This is a genomic window from Bacteroides sp. An279, assembly GCF_002159615.1.
Lineage (GTDB): Bacteria > Bacteroidota > Bacteroidia > Bacteroidales > Bacteroidaceae > Phocaeicola > Phocaeicola intestinalis.
Map to the genome: position 1 here is coordinate 99,054 of NZ_NFJA01000001.1, position 19,035 is coordinate 118,088.

The 19,035-nt window shown below is 45.9% G+C and carries 14 protein-coding genes; 2 read left to right on the forward strand and 12 right to left on the reverse strand.

Annotated features, from left to right (window positions below; genetic code table 11):
* Positions 1-45 precede the first annotated feature (45 nt).
* Together B5F78_RS00465 and B5F78_RS00470 are read right to left on the reverse strand one after the other, a co-directional pair.
* Complete coding sequence (locus tag B5F78_RS00465) at positions 46-1,266, reverse strand: beta-ketoacyl-[acyl-carrier-protein] synthase family protein (protein WP_022041015.1); 1,221 nt, start codon at positions 1,264-1,266, stop codon at positions 46-48.
* Positions 1,267-1,285: 19 nt separating this feature from the next.
* Positions 1,286-2,425 carry an N-acetyltransferase gene (locus B5F78_RS00470; RefSeq protein ID WP_087207443.1) on the reverse strand — a complete coding sequence of 380 codons (1,140 nt, stop codon included), beginning with the start codon at positions 2,423-2,425 and terminating at the stop codon, positions 1,286-1,288.
* A 389-nt stretch (positions 2,426-2,814) separates the two neighbouring features.
* Here B5F78_RS00470 and guaA point away from each other — a divergent pair, with 389 nt between their 5' ends.
* Complete coding sequence (guaA, locus tag B5F78_RS00475) at positions 2,815-4,368, forward strand: glutamine-hydrolyzing GMP synthase (protein ID WP_022041013.1); 1,554 nt, start codon at positions 2,815-2,817, stop codon at positions 4,366-4,368.
* A gap of 107 nt (positions 4,369-4,475) precedes the next feature.
* Here the strand turns inward: guaA and B5F78_RS00480 are convergent, their stop codons facing one another.
* The 10 genes from B5F78_RS00480 to B5F78_RS00525 all read right to left on the reverse strand — a co-directional run bounded on the left by B5F78_RS00480 (position 4,476) and on the right by B5F78_RS00525 (position 16,893).
* Positions 4,476-5,582 carry a sulfotransferase family protein gene (locus tag B5F78_RS00480; RefSeq protein ID WP_087209167.1) on the reverse strand — a complete coding sequence of 369 codons (1,107 nt, stop codon included), beginning with the start codon at positions 5,580-5,582 and terminating at the stop codon, positions 4,476-4,478.
* A 91-nt stretch (positions 5,583-5,673) separates the two neighbouring features.
* Positions 5,674-7,179 (reverse strand): sulfate adenylyltransferase subunit CysN, encoded by a 1,506-nt coding sequence (gene cysN / locus B5F78_RS00485; protein ID WP_022041011.1) that lies wholly within the window; start codon positions 7,177-7,179, stop codon positions 5,674-5,676.
* A gap of 111 nt (positions 7,180-7,290) precedes the next feature.
* The gene (gene cysD, locus B5F78_RS00490) at positions 7,291-8,202 is read right to left on the reverse strand and encodes a sulfate adenylyltransferase subunit CysD (protein ID WP_022041010.1); all 912 of its coding nucleotides are present in this window, start codon (positions 8,200-8,202) and stop codon (positions 7,291-7,293) included.
* Positions 8,203-8,231: 29 nt separating this feature from the next.
* Complete coding sequence (gene cysC / locus B5F78_RS00495; RefSeq protein WP_087247143.1) at positions 8,232-8,840, reverse strand: adenylyl-sulfate kinase; 609 nt, start codon at positions 8,838-8,840, stop codon at positions 8,232-8,234.
* Between the two features lie 115 nt (positions 8,841-8,955).
* Complete coding sequence (locus B5F78_RS00500; protein ID WP_022041008.1) at positions 8,956-10,524, reverse strand: SLC13 family permease; 1,569 nt, start codon at positions 10,522-10,524, stop codon at positions 8,956-8,958.
* A gap of 166 nt (positions 10,525-10,690) precedes the next feature.
* Positions 10,691-11,518: a 3'(2'),5'-bisphosphate nucleotidase CysQ gene (gene cysQ, locus B5F78_RS00505; protein ID WP_087209173.1), complete on the reverse strand. Its 828-nt coding sequence runs from the start codon at positions 11,516-11,518 to the stop codon at positions 10,691-10,693.
* A 96-nt stretch (positions 11,519-11,614) separates the two neighbouring features.
* A complete protein-coding gene (locus tag B5F78_RS00510; protein ID WP_087405659.1) occupies positions 11,615-13,288 on the reverse strand; it encodes an amino acid permease in 1,674 nt (557 codons plus the stop codon).
* Between the two features lie 95 nt (positions 13,289-13,383).
* On the reverse strand, positions 13,384-13,980 hold the full coding sequence (locus B5F78_RS00515; RefSeq protein ID WP_022041005.1) for an epoxyqueuosine reductase QueH: 597 nt from the start codon (positions 13,978-13,980) through the stop codon (positions 13,384-13,386).
* A 97-nt stretch (positions 13,981-14,077) separates the two neighbouring features.
* Positions 14,078-14,437, reverse strand: coding sequence for a winged helix DNA-binding protein (locus B5F78_RS00520; RefSeq protein ID WP_013617504.1), 360 nt, complete (start codon positions 14,435-14,437; stop codon positions 14,078-14,080).
* A 2-nt stretch (positions 14,438-14,439) separates the two neighbouring features.
* Positions 14,440-16,893: an FAD-dependent oxidoreductase gene (locus B5F78_RS00525; protein ID WP_087405660.1), complete on the reverse strand. Its 2,454-nt coding sequence runs from the start codon at positions 16,891-16,893 to the stop codon at positions 14,440-14,442.
* Between the two features lie 638 nt (positions 16,894-17,531).
* On the opposite strand from B5F78_RS00525, the gene B5F78_RS00530 reads away from it, so the two are divergent.
* Entirely contained in the window at positions 17,532-19,034 is a 1,503-nt protein-coding gene (locus B5F78_RS00530) for a hypothetical protein (protein WP_087405661.1), read from the forward strand.
* Position 19,035 lies beyond the last annotated feature (1 nt).

Genomic DNA, 19,035 nt, shown 5'->3' on the forward strand with positions numbered 1-19,035 from the left:
TACTTAATTTATAAATCATCATACAAAACAGCTCCATCGTATCCGTCATCCCTCATTCCGGACAATCAACGTCGAATTTGTACCTCCAAAGCCGAACGAGTTCGACAAGAACATATCGAAATGTATGGGACGCGTCTCCGGAAGCACATGAATACGGGCTGTATCTTCATCGGGATGCTCGAAATTGATGTTTCCGGCTATGAAATCATTCTTCATCATCAGAATGGAATAAATCAGTTCGCTGGCACCAGCCATCCACATCTCGTGCCCTGTCTGGCTCTTGGTGGAAGTGACCGGTACCGGAAGCTCGCCAAACACCTGTGCTATCGCCAGTGCCTCCCGGCTATCACCGATACGTGTGGAAGTGGCATGAGCATTGATGTAACCTATCTCATCGGGAGACACGTTCCCATTCTTCAGACACAGTTCCAGCGAGCGTGCCGGACCTTCTACATTGGGAGTAGATATATGCGCACCGTTGCCCGAGAATCCCCAGCTTACGACTTCGGCAAGGATAGGAGCACCTCGCTTTACAGCATGTTCGTAACTCTCTACAATCAACGTAGCTGCCCCTCCTCCAGGCACCAGACCATCCCGGTCCTTATCGAACGGACGACTTGCCTTGGCAGGTTCGTCCTCACGTATAGAGAACGACTGGATGCCATCGAAAGCCGCCACGCCATACATATTGGCTTCTTGCGCTCCACCGCACACGATACAATCCTGCAAGCCATTTCGAATAAGCAAATACGCAAGTCCTACCGACTGGGAGCCTGAGGCACAAGCGGCGGATGCTGTCAGATTGATACCTTTCAATTTAAACAGACAAGCAAGGTTCATAGTCACGGTAGAGTTCATCGACTGGAAAATGGTACCGCTTCCACATGCCGCCGTATCGTGAAACTCACGAAACTTGTCAAGCCCGGTCATAGTAGCTTCAGACACCGAATCATTTCCATAAATGATGCCTATTTCATGCTGCTCGATATAGTCAGGCTCCAGTCTGGCCTGCTCCAGTGCCGCACGTGTAGCCATATAGGCATATTGCGCCTCTTCGGGCATAAACTGACGCAGATTGCGCGACACAAAAGGTTTCAAGTCGGGCTTGGCTATCTGTGCACATAAAGCCGAACGGAATCCTGCATCCTTACGTTCAGGACTGAATACGATTCCACTTTTTCCTGTATACAAAGACCGGCACACTTCATCCAGTGTCGTACCCAGACACGACCAGATACCCATACCGGTTATTACTACTCTTCTCATATTCTATCAGTTTATTATTTTATTCCAACACTTTCCGATAACACCGCCTCCTTTTCACGATTTCCGGATGTAGAGGTTTCCATTGTGAAAGTTCCTTTACGTTTGTTTCCAATTGCGGTCCTGTTTCTGCCCAGGTGAAACCATACTTGTTATAGACCGGTATCAGATCAGCAAAAAACAAGGCATTCACACCCAATCCCTGGTAATCAGGGCGGACAGCTATCAGAAAAAGTTCTGCCTTCTCTTCCCGTTTCCATTTCAATGCACGCAGCAACGGATACCATCCCCACGGGAAAAGTCTTCCACCTCCCTTCCGTAACGCATTCGAAAGACTGGGCATCGTTATCGCTACGCCTACCAGCTCACCTTTCTCATTCTCTATCACAGGAAGCAACTGCAAGTCAAGCAAAGGCAAATAACGTTTCAGATAGCCATCTATCTGCCTGTCCGACAATTCGGTATATCCGAATAAAGGAGAATAGGCAACATTCAATAAATCGAATACTTTCTTACCATAATTACGTTCTGAAATGTCGGCCGAAGTCAGCTTCCTTACCTGCAAACCAAACATTTCTTTCGACAATTCCGCCACACGGGCATATTTAGGTGGAATCTCCTCGGGAACCTGTACACGAATCTGAACCCAATCGACTTCTTTCTCATAACCCAATGCTTCCAAATGACGGGGATAATACGGATAATTATAGATGGTAATCATAGAACTGACCTGCTCGAAATCATCCACCAGCATACCTTCCTTGTCAAAGTCGAAAATTCCCATCGGTCCCTGTATCGCATTCATTCCCCGTGTCCGCCCCCATTGTTCTACAGCACGAAGCAAGGCTCCCGCCACCTCAATATCATCGACAAATTCAATAAAGCCGAAACGCACGTTACGCGTATGCCACTTTTCGTTGGCACGATGATTAATGATGCCGGCAATCCTCCCTACCGTATCTCCATGACTATCATAAGCGATGAATGGCTGAATATCCGAGAAATCAAGCCCCGGATTTTTCCGTTTGTCGAACGTCTCACGTATATCCATATCCAAATCAGGCACATAATAAGGACAATCCGCATACAACCGATGGGGAAACCGTACGAAATCGTCCATTTCACGCCCGGTCTGAACCTCTTTTACTATCAATTTTTCCATAACGATGACGAAATTATAAAAGGTGAACCTAACCGCCAAAACCAAGTGTGATATTGACGAACTTTAGTGAAAAAAAGAACAAAATTCATCCGGAAAGCCTCCTTATTCCGATAGTTGCAAAGAGGATAGGCTTACATTTTTCCATTTCAGAATAACGATTCAAAACAAATTAATATGAATACGGACACTTATACTATATGTGGTGAGAAAAGGCACAATTTCATACCACGCATGGTATAAAAAACATACGTGCCGGAAACGATGTCCTGCAAAAATAAACCTCCGCAAAAATTAAACACGTTTGCGTTGGAATTTTCAACACCCTGTTTTCAATTCTCAATTTAAATGAGTACCTTTGCCCAATCTTTCAATTTTATACAGAACTGAATATGCAGGAAAAGATTATTATTCTCGATTTCGGCTCGCAAACCACGCAGCTCATCGGACGCCGCGTGCGCGAACTGAACATGTATTGCGAGATTGTTCCCTACAACAAGTTCCCTTTCGGCGACCCTTCCGTCATTGGTGTGATTCTGTCGGGAAGCCCTTTCTCGGTTTACGATGAAAAGGCTTTCAAAATCGATTTGAGCAATATCCGTGGCAAATATCCGGTTTTGGGCATCTGCTACGGTGCACAATTTATGGCATACACCAACGGAGGCAAGGTAGAACCTGCCAATACCCGTGAATACGGACGGGCACATCTGGCTAAGTTCGACCACGATAACCCGTTGCTGAAAGATGTCCGTGAAAACTCGCAAGTATGGATGAGCCATGGAGACACCATTACGTCTCTACCCGAAAATTTCAAGATTATCGCCTCTACCGACAAAGTAGCAGTTGCCGCTTATCAGGCAGAAGGAGAAAAGCTATGGGGGGTACAGTTCCATCCTGAAGTGTATCACACTGAAGACGGCACGCAAATCCTGAAAAACTTCGTAGTAGACATCTGCGGAGGCAAACAAGACTGGAGCGCGGCGTCATTCATTGAAACTACAGTTGCGCAACTGAAAGAACAATTAGGTGATGACAAAGTAGTACTCGGGCTGAGCGGAGGTGTTGACTCATCAGTAGCAGCCGTGTTGCTCAACAAAGCCATCGGCAAAAACCTGACTTGCATCTTTGTCGACCACGGTATGTTACGCAAGAATGAATTCCGCAATGTACTTCATGACTATGAATGCCTTGGCCTGAATGTCATCGGTGTTGATGCCAGCGAAAAATTCTTTACCGAACTGGCAGGCGTGACCGAACCCGAACGCAAACGCAAAATCATCGGCAAAGGATTCATTGACGTATTTGATGAAGAAGCGCACAAAATACATGATGTGAAATGGCTGGCGCAAGGAACCATCTACCCCGACTGCATCGAATCGCTCTCCATTACCGGAACAGTAATCAAAAGCCACCACAACGTAGGCGGATTACCCGAAAAGATGAATCTGAAACTTTGCGAACCGCTCCGTCTCTTATTCAAGGACGAAGTACGCCGCGTAGGCCGTGAACTGGGTATGCCCGAACACCTCATCACTCGTCATCCTTTCCCCGGACCGGGACTTGCCGTACGTATCCTGGGCGACATTACCCGCGAGAAAGTACGCATCCTTCAAGATGCCGATGATATTTTCATCCAAGGTCTACGCGATTGGAAAACAAAAAATACTGAAGGCAAAGAAACTGCGCTCTACGACCAAGTATGGCAAGCAGGTGTCATCCTTCTACCTGTGCAGAGCGTAGGTGTAATGGGTGATGAACGCACCTACGAGCGTGCAGTTGCACTACGTGCCGTAACAAGCACTGATGCCATGACAGCCGACTGGGCACACCTTCCTTATGAATTTATGGCAAAGGTATCGAATGACATCATCAACAAGGTGAAAGGCGTAAACCGAGTTTGCTACGATATTTCATCGAAACCACCTGCCACAATCGAGTGGGAATAAAAAAATGAATGTCCATCAGCCGATACATATCTTCGTTTTCAGGAGATATGTATTGGCTAATCAGGACATTCATTAAGAAACTGCTTCTTAATCCCTATTTGTATAAATCAGATCTTGTATCCCCATTCATCAAGAGCAAATCCCCAGTGCTTTTCCACCAGCTCTACTGTTTCCGGCTTATACTGGTATTTGTTCTTCTTATAGCCTTTCTTCTTGTTGACGTATGCCTCAATGGCAGGACGTGCTTCTTCGAATCCAGGAAGAGAAAGTTTCTGATAGATTTCCTGCGTCAGGTCGAACGCGTTCTTTTCATAATCCTCGAAACGCACCTCTACCAGGTTGCCCTCAGGAATGAAATGCTTGTCAGCCTCATATTTGTGATAGAGCTTGTCGTACACCGTGAGGATGTTCTGCTGCAACTCTTCAGGACTGATGTCTTGAAGTTGGAGAGGTTTGATGGTATTGGTGAAGAAACTCCGGGTAGACTCGAATACCGTATACGGATTACGCATTAAATAGATAAACTTGGCATTGGGAAACATCTTCACCAATTCCTTCACGCGGCCTGTGTGAGGGGGATTCTTACTGAGAAACTGGGTGCCTCCAGTGTTCCAGAGCGAAATCTTGATAAGCTTGGTAAAAGTTTCCTCAAACACTTTCAACTCAGCATCCGTGACATCTTCGAAAAGCAAATACTTATCGGCATACTCTTGCATGTGCTTGGGCAGGAACCAAAAGTTATAATACGTATAAGGCATCATATTGGTAAGGGCGAACTCTTCCTCCTGAGGCAGGTCAACGGCAAGCTCCATGTTATCGGTAGGACGCTTGTCAGGCATTAGCCAGCTCATGTTTTTCTTAAAGAAAGGTTGCCCCCACATCATCAGATGCGGGAATACGGTCTGGTAGGTAGTGTTATAACCAAAATGTTTGTCACATGAAAAAACATTGTGCATAAAGGTGGTTCCGCTGCGCCAGTGCCCTAAAATGAATACCGGATCATGTTCGAGCGGCTTCTGTGCCAGGAGGCTTGCATACTTCTTATCCTGCAAGGGTTTCAATACAGAAAGCAGACGGCACACTGCTTTTGTCAGACGGAACTTTCCCCGATAAGCAGAACCGATGGCACGCCCTTTGGTTATTTCGTTGAATGTCTTCCAGTCGGCACCTACCAAGGTGTTAACCGGCAATTTGCTAAATTCTAATAAGCCCATATTGTAAATGAAGAATTAAGAATGAAGAACTAAGAATGATGTGAACCAGTCAAAATTCTTCATTCTTAATTCTTCATTCTTCATTAAAAACTTATTTCTTTATCTCTATTGCGTATCCACGGCGTTCCAATTCTTTTGCAATGGTTTCGATGGCATCATAGTGTTCGGGAGCAATCCCTAACTTAGGCAGGTCTAGTACCGGGATTTCCATCGTAGTATGCATGTCCTTGTCGTCTACCTTGCCGATAATCATGCCAGCTGCACTGGTATTGTTGGTTATCGGATCGATAAGAATGAACGCCCCCGTCGCCTTATTGCAGGCATAAGGGTCGAAGAAAAGCTCTTTCGATGACGTGAACACCACGTGAGCTATCTGGTTCAGCTCCAAAGGCAGTGTTTCTTTTGTCAACTGTCCATTTTCAATTGAAAGGTGTTCCATCGTGTTGACATCCACCTTGTACTTGATACTATCGATGCGTGTGCGGCTGGTATTGGTAGTTTGTTTCAGGAAGAACGATTTTTCCATATCCATCTTTTCTTCGTCCATCCAGACAAGCATCGCCTCAAAGTTACGTCCTACCAACGGCATATTGTCAGGATGCACCAGCATTTCGCCACGTGACACATCTATTTCGTCCTCCAAGGTCAGAGTGACCGACATAGGCGGATAAGCATAATCGCATTCTCCATCAGAAGCATAGATTGCCTTTACACGGGTTTTCTTCCCCGAAGGCAATGCCATCACTTCATCTCCTTTGCGCACGATGCCCGAAGCCACTTTGGATGAAAATCCGCGGAAATCGAGATTAGGACGCAAGACGTATTGCACAGGATAACGGAAATCTTTCAAATTATGGTCGTTACCAATGTGCACGGTTTCAAGATATTCCAACAAGGAAGGACCTGCGTACCACGGAGTACGTGCCGATTTTTCGACCACATTATCTCCATCAAGTGCCGAAAGTGGAATACAAGTCACATCAGGCACACCCAATGGAGCGATGAATGCTTTATAATCCGCCACTATTTTATCAAATATTTCTTCCGAAAAATCTACAAGATCCATCTTGTTCACCGCCAATACCACGTGTTTGATGCCTAATAAGGAAACAAGATAAGAGTGGCGGCGGGTTTGGGTAATGACTCCGGCACGTGCATCAACAAGAATTACCGCCAGATTAGCGGTAGAGCCTCCGGTAATCATATTGCGCGTGTATTGCTCGTGCCCCGGAGTGTCGGCAATGATAAATTTACGGTTGTTGGTAGAGAAATAGCGGTAAGCAACATCAATGGTAATCCCCTGCTCGCGTTCTGCTTTCAACCCGTCGAGCAACAAAGCATAATCAATGTGCTCACCGGCATTCCCCACACGTTTGCTGTCGCGTTCCAATGCCACAAGCTGGTCTTCGTAAATCTTCTTGCTATCGAAAAGCAAGCGTCCGATAAGAGTAGACTTTCCATCGTCTACCGAACCGGCAGTAAGGAACCTTAACAGGTCTTTCTCCTCATCTTTTTTCAGAAACTCTTCAATTGACATACGGCCTCTGGCTTCGCCTTCCATCGGGTTTCCTGATTTGGTTTTATCTATTTCTTCCATTTTTCTTCAATTAATAATTAACAATTAATAGTTAATAACGGTACATGAATAGGTAATGAACAACAAACGAATGTAGGAATCGTTATTAATTATTCATTATTAATTATTCATTTAAAAGTATCCTTCCCGTTTCTTCTCTTCCATACTTGCGTCCTGGTCGAAGTCTATAACACGGGTTGTGCGTTCGCTCTTGGTGGTGGTCATCATTTCCTCCACAATCTTCTCTATGGTATCGGCATCGCTTTCAATAGCCCCTGTAAGCGGCCAGCACCCCAAAGTACGGAAACGGATTTTCCGCATTTCAATCTTATCGCGGTATTTCTCGGGCAGACGGTCATCATCAGGCATAATAAGCTGACCGTCAATATTTACTACCGGACGTTCCTTGGCGAAATACAAAGGCACAATAGGTATCTTTTCCAAACGGATATATTGCCAGATATCCAGTTCTGTCCAGTTGCTCAAAGGAAAGACCCGGATGCTTTCCCCTTTACGGATACGAGTATTGTAGATGTCCCACAGTTCGGGACGCTGGTTCTTGGGATCCCACTGATGGAATTCGTTACGGAAAGAGAAGATGCGTTCCTTGGCACGTGATTTTTCCTCATCACGGCGTGCTCCTCCGAAAGCAGCATCAAACTTATATTTATCAAGAGCGTGAAGCAACGCTTGCGTCTTCATCAAGTCTGTATGTACCTTACTTCCGTGAGTAAAGGGACCTACTCCGGCACGGAATGCTTCCATATTACTTTCCACAATAAGTTTCCAGCCGTGTTCTTTGGCATATGTATCACGAAACTGAAGCATTTCCTTAAATTTCCATTTCGAATCAATGTGCATCAATGGAAAGGGCGCTTTGCCCGGAGCAAAGGCTTTTTCGGCAAGGCGCACCATTACCGACGAATCTTTTCCGATACTGTACAGCATCACCGGGTTTTCAAATTCGGAAGCCACCTCACGAATGATATGAATAGACTCGGCTTCGAGTTCTTTCAAGTGGCTCAAGTTGTATTCTTCTTGCATAATTTATAATGTTTGCTTTTTCTTTTTTTTCATTCCTTACTCAGAGGGGCGGACACTTTGGGCAAAATCAAGTGCAGGAGCTGGTTCACTGATTCTTCGAGCGAAAACTTCGAAGTATCGAGCGAAAGTGCCGGATGTTGAGGTGCTTCAAACGGAGCCGAAACCCCTGTAAACTCCTTGATTTCCCCACGACGTGCCTTGGCATACAAGCCTTTCACATCACGCCGCTCGCATTCTTCTATCGGCGTACTGACATAAACTTCCACAAAATCATCCGCACCAATGATATGTGCTGCCATTTCACGAAGTTCATTGTTCGGACTGATAAATGCGGCAATGGTAATAATACCTGTATCAACAAACAACTTGCCAACTTCGGCTATGCGACGGATATTCTCTACCCTGTCTTCTGGCGAAAAGCCCAAATTATTGTTGATTCCACTCCGGATATTGTCCCCATCAAGGATGCGGCAAAGCAATCCCCGTTGTTGCAGTTCACGTTCAAGCGCAATGGCAAGAGTACTCTTACCCGACCCACTCAGTCCGGTAAACCAAATCATCAATCCACGTTGCCCCAGCAGTTTCTCCTTGTCAGCACGGGACAGCATCTTGTCGAATATAGGATAAATGTTGTTCATTTATTATCATTCTGTTTACTATCTATATAGCCGGACATTAAAGATATGCAGATTTATCTGAAAAACAAGCCCTTCGGATATAACGTTTCCGCATCTCTTTCGTCCGCATTGAAAATCACACTTGTACAAAAGGCCATATCAGCGGGATAAGACCTACCGATAAAATCATCACAATCAAATCCATCGGAAGACCAATCTTCAAGAAATCGGTAAACCGATAATTACCAGCTCCCTGCACAATCAAGTTAGTCTGATAACCGATGGGGGTAGCAAAACCTGCCGATGCAGCAATGCAGATAGCGATGAAGAAAGGCATCGGATCTACGTTGAATTCTGCAGCCGTTTCCAGCGCAAGCGGAAAGGCAAGTGCTGCTGCAGCATTGTTCGTTACTAGTTCGGTAATAACCAGTGTGACAAAATAAAGCAACGCCAAAGCTCCCCAAGCTCCCAACGAACCAGACACATCTTTAATAAAATTGGCTATCAACGCCGCCAGTCCGGATTCTTCCATCGCCGCACTGATAGCAAAGGCACAAGCTATGGTGATAAGTATGTCCCAACTGATATATTTAGTATATTTTTTCGGAGGAAATATCTTAAGCCAAGCCATCACCACAGCCGTAACCGATGCAAAGAAAAACATGTCCATCTTCACACCGGGAAAACGTTCCTGAAAATAAGGAAGCTCACCGATAGTAGCACCGATAATCATAATTAACAAAAGCGCCAATGCCGTCCATTTCTTCCACCCAGGCATCGGACGCGAAGGTATCTCCTGCCCATTGGTCATCATCAGGAAAACGGAAGAATCTCCCCACGCCTTGGTAAACTCATCATCAGCAAGCAATACCAGTGTGTCACCTTCCTGCAACCTCACTTCACCCAAATTTTTGGTAATGACCTGACCTCCCTGGCGTATTTCCTTGATATCAGCCCCATAACGACGTTTAAAATCAAAATTCTTCAACTTGCGCTTCAAACCAGGAAAACGTGATGCCAACACCACTTCTACTATATGCTGTCCTTTCACTTCCGCCGCATCTGCCTCTTCTTCCTCAAAATTATCGGGCCGTTCGGCTGGAAGCAGTTTCTTCGAAGTAAACAAAATGAAAAGAAGTCCGGCTATTGTGATGGGAATGCCAATATAGGCAAGATCGAACATCTTCAACCCCGGCAAACCACGGTCAATCATCATACCGTGAACCACCAGATTGGTAGATGTTCCGATAAGTGTACACAACCCACCCAAAATCGTAGCATACGACAAAGGAATGAGGAACTTGGTACACGAAAGCCCAACTTTTTTTGCCCAGTTTTTCACAATAGGTGCAAAGATAACCACTACTGGAGTATTGTTAAGGAAAGCCGAAAAAGCACTAACAACAGGCAACAGACGCAACTGTGCCTGCATTACCGACATTTTCCGTTCGGGTAACAATTTCTTAATGACCGTGGCAAGTGCACCACTTTGGCGCACACCTTCACTCACCAGAAACAACAAAGCTACCGTTATCATGCCACGATTGCTAAATCCGGCAACCATCTGTTTGGGAGTGATAATACCTGCCGCCATAAACACCACGACCAATGACAACAGTACAATGCCCGGACGCATTTTATCCAAGATAAGCGCAACGAGCATCCCTATCAGCCCCAGCAACACAAAAAGTATTTCAAAATTCATAGTCTTGAAAAGTTTATTTTTAATTCAGAAGTCATGTCTCGCCGGAATCAGAAGCAACAAAAGACCAATACTTCAGAGTGACTGATATCCGACTCCCCTTTAATTTTCCACATAGTTCCCTTTAACTTCCAATATAATTCCGTTCGGCTTCCAAATATAACTCCGTTTAACGACCAATACAAGGATAAGCGATAAACCACGGATTCAACAAATCTTCTTTATTATACCGAAGGGGAAGATTTGTCTCAGCCTGATACACTTCACCTCCTGCTGCACGTACAATAGCGTGTCCGGCTGCTGTATCCCATTCCATTGTAGGTGCAAATCGGGGATAGACATCTGCTTTACCTTCGGCTATGAGGCAAAGTTTCAACGAGCTTCCTTTCGACACGGTTTGTACTTCGGTATATTTCTTTTTCATTTCATCGATAAAATGCTCGGTTTCAGCATTGAGATGCGAACGCGAAGCCACGACAACAAATGTACCGTATGTCCGCCCATCCGGGTAAGGCAAACGTTGTGCACGTCCTATCAGGCTCTCTAGTGTATCCTCTGGATTCAAACGGGCAACGTGTTCCAGTTTATAAGCCCCCAAAACCTCATCAGCAAAATACAGCTCTTCCCTGACCGGTATATATATCACTCCAGCCTCAGGACGTCCGTCTTTCACAAAAGCAATATTTACCGTAAATTCTCCATTACGCTTGATAAACTCTTTGGTACCGTCCAAAGGATCTACCACCCACAATTCATTCCAGCCTCTTCGCTCGGCAACAGGTATTTCTTTACCTTCCTCGCTCAACACAGGATAAGGCAATGCCGACAATTCCTGCACAATAATCTGATGCGACTTGCGGTCGGCTATCGTCAAAGGCGAATTGTCAGCTTTCCGTTCCACCTCGAAATCTGCGTTCGGGTCGGTATATACTTCCATAATAGCAGCCCCGGCTTTCAAAGATGCCTGTATGGCTACAAATAGTCTGTTTTTATCCATATTGTCTTAAATTGCCGTAAAATAACGGCTTTTTATCCATATTATATTGGTTGATATTTCATTTTTTCTGTCCGCGTACTTACATTATAACTTCTTTTATGACTTCGGAGCCCGCTTCAAGTCGCTTGCCTGATGCCAAAGCCGCCACATATAATAAGCACAATGGGTAAAAGCAAAGACAAAAGAAATGACCAGCAAAGTCTTGTCGGCTTCCCAACCTACAGTCTGCTGGTGCCATAAACCAGTAATTACACTCAGCACAGCCAGCACCAGTCCTAAGATATTCAATACCGTATCGCCTTTACGATAAACCCTTCCTGGTTCCAGTTTACTGTGTTTTCTTCCATAACTGACATAGATATCCAATCCTATCAACATCCAAAGAACCAACCGAATCCACGTGTCGGCCGGCAGAAAACACATCATACACAAACAGGTAAGGATACCCATAATGGGCACAAAAGGGACCCACGGCGTCTTGAATGCACGATGCACATCAGGCATCGTCTTACGCACAATCAGCACAGCAGCACAAACCAATGTAAAAGCAAGCAAGGTACCGATACTGGTCATTTCGCCTGCCACTTGGGCAGGAACAAAACCGGCAAGCAAGCTTACCACTACCATAAACAGGAAATTACTATGTACCGGTGTACGGAAACGTGTATTGATACGAGAAAAAAAAGGAGGCAACAAACCATCGCGGCTCATACTGAGAAACACACGGCTCTGACCAAGTAAAGTAACCATAATCACCGAACAATAACCAAAAAGAATGGCAAGTACAATTGCCTTATTCAGCCACGGGTAAGCAGGCATTATCACCCCCTGCGCATTGGCATATCCCATCTGCTCGATAGCCACAGCTACCGGAGCTATACCTTCCTGACCTTTGAAATCTGTATAATGAGCTACCCCCGTCATCACATGGGCAAAAAGAATGTACAATATCGTACAGACGAGCAAAGATACCAGAATACCAATAGGCATATCGCGTTTGGGATTCTTCGTTTCTTGTGCCGCAGTACTTACCGCGTCGAATCCCAGGAAAGCAAAGAACACAATGGCTGCCCCCCGCAAAATACCCGACCATCCGAACTCACCCAGTTTTCCGGTATTTTCAGGTATGTATGGCACATAATTATCTGCCTGAATGAACTTCCAACCCAAAATGACAAAAACCAGAATCACACTGATTTTCAAAAATACAATCAGTCCGTTGAAAAACGAACTGCCCGCCGTCCCTCGCATCAGAATAAGGCTCATCAATACCACAATCACCATGGCAGGTATATTGACTATGCCCCCATCCCACGGACAAGCAGTCAATGTATGGGGCAAATCAATGCCTGCTCCTTGCAGAAAGACCACCAGATAACGGCTCCAACTGATACTGACCGTAGTAGCAGCCACGGTATATTCCAACACCAGGTCCCATCCGATAATCCAAGCTATCAGTTCTCCCATAGTGGCATACGAATAAGTATAAGCACTACCTGCCACCGGAATCATTGAGGCAAATTCGGCATAACAAAGCCCAGCAAAACAGCATCCTATCGCAGCTATGATAAACGAAAGCGTAATAGCAGGTCCCGTATATTCCGAAGCCACTGTCCCTGTAATAGAAAACAGCCCGGCTCCGATAATCACGCCTACCCCCAAAGCCACCAGACTGACCGGTCCCAATACCCGTTTCAGGGTCTTATTTCCTGTCTGCCCGACTTCTTTCTGCAGGGCATCTATGCTTTTTCTGACGAATAATCCTTCCATTTCTTGCAAGTTGCATATTGATTTTAGGATGCAAACATACAAAAAAACCGTGAGTTGAGGAAAAAGAAGTCAAACTTTACACCACACAATAAACTTTAAGGAGTATTTTCCCCTTCTTTCCGCATGCTGAACTCGCACCCGCAATATTGCTGGTTATAGAAATCATATTCCTTGATAATCTGGATGCGGCGTTCGCTCAACCCGCCTTTCCGCCAGTTCTTGTCCCACCACGTCACGTCGGGATAAGGTTCTACGGCATAGCGTCCGGCTTCGTTAATCTGGTCCAAGCTCTTCCAACGTGAAGAAGCAAGCGTAGTAGTAATCACCGTAAAACCGTGTTCATGGGCATAACGTGCCGTATCACGCAAACGCAACCTGAAACATTGCAGGCAACGCCCTCCCCTTTCCGGCTCCCCTTCCAAGCCACGAACCGCACAACGCCACGCCTCGTGGTCGTAATCGGCATCGATGATATCCAAGCCCAACGCCTGTGCATAACGGGTACATTCCTCTTTCCGGATCCGGTATTCCTCTTCCGGATAAATGTTCGGATTGCAATAATAAATGGTAGGGCGTACCCCGTGCTGCATCAGGCATTCAATAATTGCCGATGAACAAGGCGCACAACATGTATGCAGCAATACCTGTCCGGCATTGCCCGGCACTTCCCAGTCTTCTTTTTTCTTTTTCATACTTTTTAATGAAGTGACGAGGTGACAAGGTAACGAGTTGACAAGGTCTTAAATAGTTCTACCTATGTATCTAAAGCCTTGTCAACTCGTGACCTTGTTACCTAAAAAACAATGGAGCCAGCCATTCGGGCACTTCCACCCCCTGCTCCTTGATATTCTCCAGACAAGCTTTTCCTTTCCGCGTAAGCGTGAAATACATCTGGCGTTTGTCCTGCTCGCCCAGCTTGCGTGCCAGCAAGCCCTTATCCTCTACCGAACGGATAACCTTCGAAGCATGCGACGAAGTCAATCCCGTACAAGAGATAATGGTTCCTGCCGTCACGGTTTCCGCTCCCACACTACACAACACCATCGCCTCGTTGAGCGACACCCCGTAAGTTTCCTCCAACCGGTTCTCCAGTTCGGAAAGCCCCTTCAGCAAGTCACGCATCACACATATACATTGTATCTTTTCCATAATCAAATAAACAGATTCATATTTGCCTCACCGGCACGGTCCATATAGGTCGCCACGCCACCTATCGTCACACAGTCGAGCAGTTCCTCACGCTTTATTCCCATCACGTCCATCGACATCTGGCAAGCTATGAACTCCACCCCGTTGGCAATGGCTTGCTGGCGGAGCGATTCGAGCGAATCTACTCCCTTTTGCTTCATGACATACCGCATCATCTTCGAACCGATTCCGCCCATATTCATTTTCGAGAGCTTCAGCTTCCGCGAATCAGAAGGCAGCATCATGCCGAACATCTTGCCGAAAATATCCTTCCGTACCTTCGGCTTTTGTTCCTTCTTAATGGCATTCAGTCCCCAAAACGTAAAGAAGACGGTCACCTTCTCACCCGTAGCAGCCGCTCCGTTTGCGAGTACAAAAGTAGCTAAAGTTTTATCAAGGTCATCACTGAAAAGAATAAAAGTTTTGCCTTTCCCGCCAACTGCCGTTTTCTGTCCTACGGCAGGAACCGTCTGGGTTTTCTCTATCCGCACCCGATACACTCCGTTTTCTTCCGTTTTCGAAAGGAAACGATTACCTGTCGTACGGCACCACGCTTCTGCATCACGTGGAAATCCGGCATCGGTAGCACTTACCTCCAGACATTGTCCGGGCTGCAACGCTTCCATTCCTTGCTTCAGCTTCAGTATCGGTCCGGGGCACTGCACGCCGCATGCATTGACCTTTATCACCTTATCTGGCTGCATATCCGTTCCAGAATCTTTTTCCCCGCCAGCCGAAACACAAGGGGTGCCTTCCGAAGGCAGTTCCACCGGTGTCACGGCAGCCTTATACGTCTTAATGCCTCCGGCCAGATTGCGCACCTCTTTAAATCCATGGCCTTTCAGGATATTGCTTGCCAGATAGCCACGCAATCCTACACCGCAATACACCCACACCGGCTTATCCCGCGGTATCTCGTCCAGATGCTCCCGCAATTCATCCAACGGCATATTAACAGCCCCCGGAATGGCTCCTAACTCAAATTCATCTTGGGTACGCACATCCACTAAAGTCACCCGACTCAGGTCGGCATCCCTCAATTCGCGCCAATACAGCGGTGTCATCTTTCCGCTCAGGATATTTCCGGCTACGTAACCGGCTATTGCCACCGGGTCTTTTGCCGAAGAAAAAGGAGGTGCATACGCATGTTCCAGCCGGGTCAGGTCGTACACCGTTCCGCCTTGCTTGATAACCAGGGCAAACTCGTCAATCCGTTTGTCTACCCCGTCATATCCTACTATCTGCGCCCCGTACAGCTTTCCGTCTTGGGGCGAAAAGACTACTTTAACCGCCATTTGCAACGCACCCGGATAATAACCGGCATGAGAAGCCGAATGCGTCGTAGAAGAAAGGTAAGCAATTCCCATTTGCTTCAAACGCTTGGCAGGCAAGCCGGCAGATGCCACGGTCATATCGAACACCTTGGCTATGGACGTACCTATGGAACCTTCATACACTGCCTTGTTCCCGAATACGATGTTGTCCGCCACGATGCGTGCCTGACGGTTTGCCGGACCGGCAAGAAAATTCAGCCACGGCTTTCCCGTAACGGGATGCGGAAACTCTATCGCATCCCCCACGGCATAAACAGCCTCATCCGAAGTCTGCAGATATTCATTCACATAAATGCCTTTCATCTCGCCCAGCTTCAATCCTGCTTCCGAGGCAAGGCGCGTTTCGGCACGCACTCCGATAGACAATATCACCATATCCACCTGCAAGCGGATACCCGACTTGAAGGTCACTCCTAAGCCCGCATCCGTCCGTTCGAACGCCTCTACCGCCTGCCCTAAATACAGCTTCACCCCTTTTTGCATCAAATGTTCGTGCACCAGCGAAGCCATCGAATAGTCTATAGGTCCCATCACCTGGTCTGCCATCTCTACCACCGAGACCTCTACTCCGGCATGCACCAGGTTTTCCGCCATCTCCAACCCGATAAAGCCTCCGCCTACAATCGCCGCGCGTTTCACCTGCTTTTCGTCCAAGTATCGCTTGATACGGTCGGTATCGGTTACATTCCGCAAGGTAAAGATGCCTTCCGAATCGATACCTTTCAAAGGCGGACGCACGGGCGACGCCCCCGGCGAAAGCAAGAGTTTGTCATAGCTTTCCCGATACACTTTCCCCTCGGCAGTACGAACCGTCACTTCCTTCCGCTCCCGGTTGATAGCCGTCACTTCCGAAAGCGTGCGCACATCGATGTTAAACCGTTTTCCGAACGCTTCGGGCGTCTGTACAAAAAGCCGTTCGCGTTCCTCGATAACCCCACCTATGTAATAAGGTAATCCACAATTGGCATACGAAATATAGGCTCCCTTCTCGAACAGGATGATTTCGGCTTCTTCGGTATTTCTACGGATGCGGGCAGCTGCTGTGGCTCCTCCCGCTACTCCTCCTACAATAAGAATCTTCATACGTCTTTTATTTTTCGCTTACATTATTTTCCATTGGAAACTTTTGCAAATAAACAATAAACTTTCATTAATACAAAATTTCCAATGGAAAATATTTACCTCATTAACATAATTACAAAGAAACGCCCATTTTTTAGGAAGTACAGGCAGGTAAGACACACAAGGAAAGCCTTCGAACCTCCATACATTCATCCGATGAAACAAATGATTTCCTTTGTTCCATTGAATTACTTTTATATTCCACGGCGTGGAATGTACGTTCCAGCCCATGGAATATACGTTCCACGCCGCGGAATGTACGTTTCAGCCCGTGGAATATAAAGCCAAGCCTGTTTCTTGTCCATTGCCATGTAGCTTTGTAGAAAAGGTTGACTACTTTAAGTCTTATTCGTAGTACGGGTTGACTCGTATTATTACTATTCATGCACAGGGTTAACCCTGTGGCCGTCCGCTGAAACAGATATGCAACCAGCCGGGAACACGAATCCGACAACGTGTGTTAATCCGGTCAAACAGGCACAGAATGCATTCAAACGGCATTTTGAAAGATTTGTGCATGTGATTTGCACGATTAAAGATTTGTTTTAATTTATGATTTCTCTATATTTGCAAACGTAATTAACTTTAAAATAAATCGCATGAAGAAACATTTCTTAAATCTGGCACTATGGGCACTCTTACCAATGAGCCTATGTGTGACGGGATGTAGTGATGATGACACTTATCCTGATGTAGACGGACAAACGCCTGTTGCTGAAATGAACACTTTGCATATTCAAACAGCCGCAGGACGTACATTTACCATTGAAGGCACATTGACAGATGCGGACGGTATTGCTACTATCCAATTGCAATGTGCAGACTTGTATCTGAACAAAACCATTGATTTAATTGAAATCTATGGTGAGCCTAAAACAGAGTATGACTTGAGTTATAACTTCGACATGCCTGCCACAGAAATCGGTGACCTTTATATTGTAAAGGTTACTATTACCGATGTAGGCGGGCGTTCTGTATCACAAGACATCAAAGTTACATTAGACGGCGATTTTGAAAATCCTGTATTCGTTTCAGGTGCTCCCGATGAAGGTAGCATTGTACCTGTAATTTTGCGCGAAGGGGAAACTCCTACTCTAGACTTGAATTTCTCGTTAAGCGATGACCGCGGTCTGGATTATTTGGAACTTAATATCGAAGGCATAGAAGGTTTCCCAAAACGTATTGACTTAGGAATGAAAACTACGGGAGAACATACAGAAAGCGTATCTTTCCCCGCTGAAATCCATGACTACGCATATACTGTAGCTTTAGCCGATACTATCGGTAATATAGTAACACGCAACGCTACTATCCGCGTAACTGATGTGATGGATTACGATAAAATGTATATAGCCGATGTAGCTACCGAAGCCGAACTAAACAGTGACGTATTCGGTGTACCGATGTGCATTAACCATACAGGAGAATACCAATATCAGGCTATTTACTACAACGCTGAAGCAGGTACAGAAGTTTACTTCATCCCTACTCCGACCAGCTTCTCCGTACGTTACGGTATCAATTCGGAAGACAATACTGCATTGACTAACGACCCGAACTTAGTGCAACCATTGGTATTAGACCAAGCAAACGTTTACTATACTATTAATATCAACATTTGGGATTTAACTTACGAAATCGAAGGAACTTATTCTGTAGAAGAAGCTCAAGACCCGTGGGGTACAGACATGACGTATGGTGAAGAATGCTTCGACTTGTGGGGTGATGGCACAACATTCATTCCGTTCACATTCGGCTTAACTTCGGATAATCCGACAGGAGTGAAATCATTTATTCAAGATGAAACTAATCCGCACTTATTCTACAGTGAACCTATGGAGCTAGCTTCTGGAGAACAAATGAACTTTATCATCCACAACTACCATACAGATCAATGGTGGAATGCCGTAAGATGGTGTAGTATCAGTGAAACAGACCTTGATGTATTCAGTTATTATACTCAAAGTGCATCGAAGAATCCTGCTTACACAGGACCTACTACCGGACAAGATGTATGGTCGAAGCCGACTGTAACAACAGGCGGAACCTATCGTTTCTACTTCGATTCACACTTAGGACGAGCTAAATTAGTAAGAGAATAAT

Excerpts from the sequence above, each read along its gene's own strand:
- B5F78_RS00465 (WP_022041015.1), bottom strand. The coding sequence starts at position 1,266 with ATGAGAAGAGTAGTAATAACCGGTATGGGTATCTGGTCGTGTCTGGGT.
- B5F78_RS00470 (WP_087207443.1), bottom strand. The coding sequence starts at position 2,425 with ATGGAAAAATTGATAGTAAAAGAGGTTCAGACCGGGCGTGAAATGGAC.
- guaA (WP_022041013.1), top strand. The coding sequence starts at position 2,815 with ATGCAGGAAAAGATTATTATTCTCGATTTCGGCTCGCAAACCACGCAG.
- B5F78_RS00480 (WP_087209167.1), bottom strand. The coding sequence starts at position 5,582 with ATGGGCTTATTAGAATTTAGCAAATTGCCGGTTAACACCTTGGTAGGT.
- cysN (WP_022041011.1), bottom strand. The coding sequence starts at position 7,179 with ATGGAAGAAATAGATAAAACCAAATCAGGAAACCCGATGGAAGGCGAA.
- cysD (WP_022041010.1), bottom strand. The coding sequence starts at position 8,202 with ATGCAAGAAGAATACAACTTGAGCCACTTGAAAGAACTCGAAGCCGAG.
- cysC (WP_087247143.1), bottom strand. The coding sequence starts at position 8,840 with ATGAACAACATTTATCCTATATTCGACAAGATGCTGTCCCGTGCTGAC.
- B5F78_RS00500 (WP_022041008.1), bottom strand. The coding sequence starts at position 10,524 with ATGAATTTTGAAATACTTTTTGTGTTGCTGGGGCTGATAGGGATGCTC.
- cysQ (WP_087209173.1), bottom strand. The coding sequence starts at position 11,518 with ATGGATAAAAACAGACTATTTGTAGCCATACAGGCATCTTTGAAAGCC.
- B5F78_RS00510 (WP_087405659.1), bottom strand. The coding sequence starts at position 13,288 with ATGGAAGGATTATTCGTCAGAAAAAGCATAGATGCCCTGCAGAAAGAA.
- B5F78_RS00515 (WP_022041005.1), bottom strand. The coding sequence starts at position 13,980 with ATGAAAAAGAAAAAAGAAGACTGGGAAGTGCCGGGCAATGCCGGACAG.
- B5F78_RS00520 (WP_013617504.1), bottom strand. The coding sequence starts at position 14,437 with ATGGAAAAGATACAATGTATATGTGTGATGCGTGACTTGCTGAAGGGG.
- B5F78_RS00525 (WP_087405660.1), bottom strand. The coding sequence starts at position 16,893 with ATGAAGATTCTTATTGTAGGAGGAGTAGCGGGAGGAGCCACAGCAGCT.
- B5F78_RS00530 (WP_087405661.1), top strand. The coding sequence starts at position 17,532 with ATGAAGAAACATTTCTTAAATCTGGCACTATGGGCACTCTTACCAATG.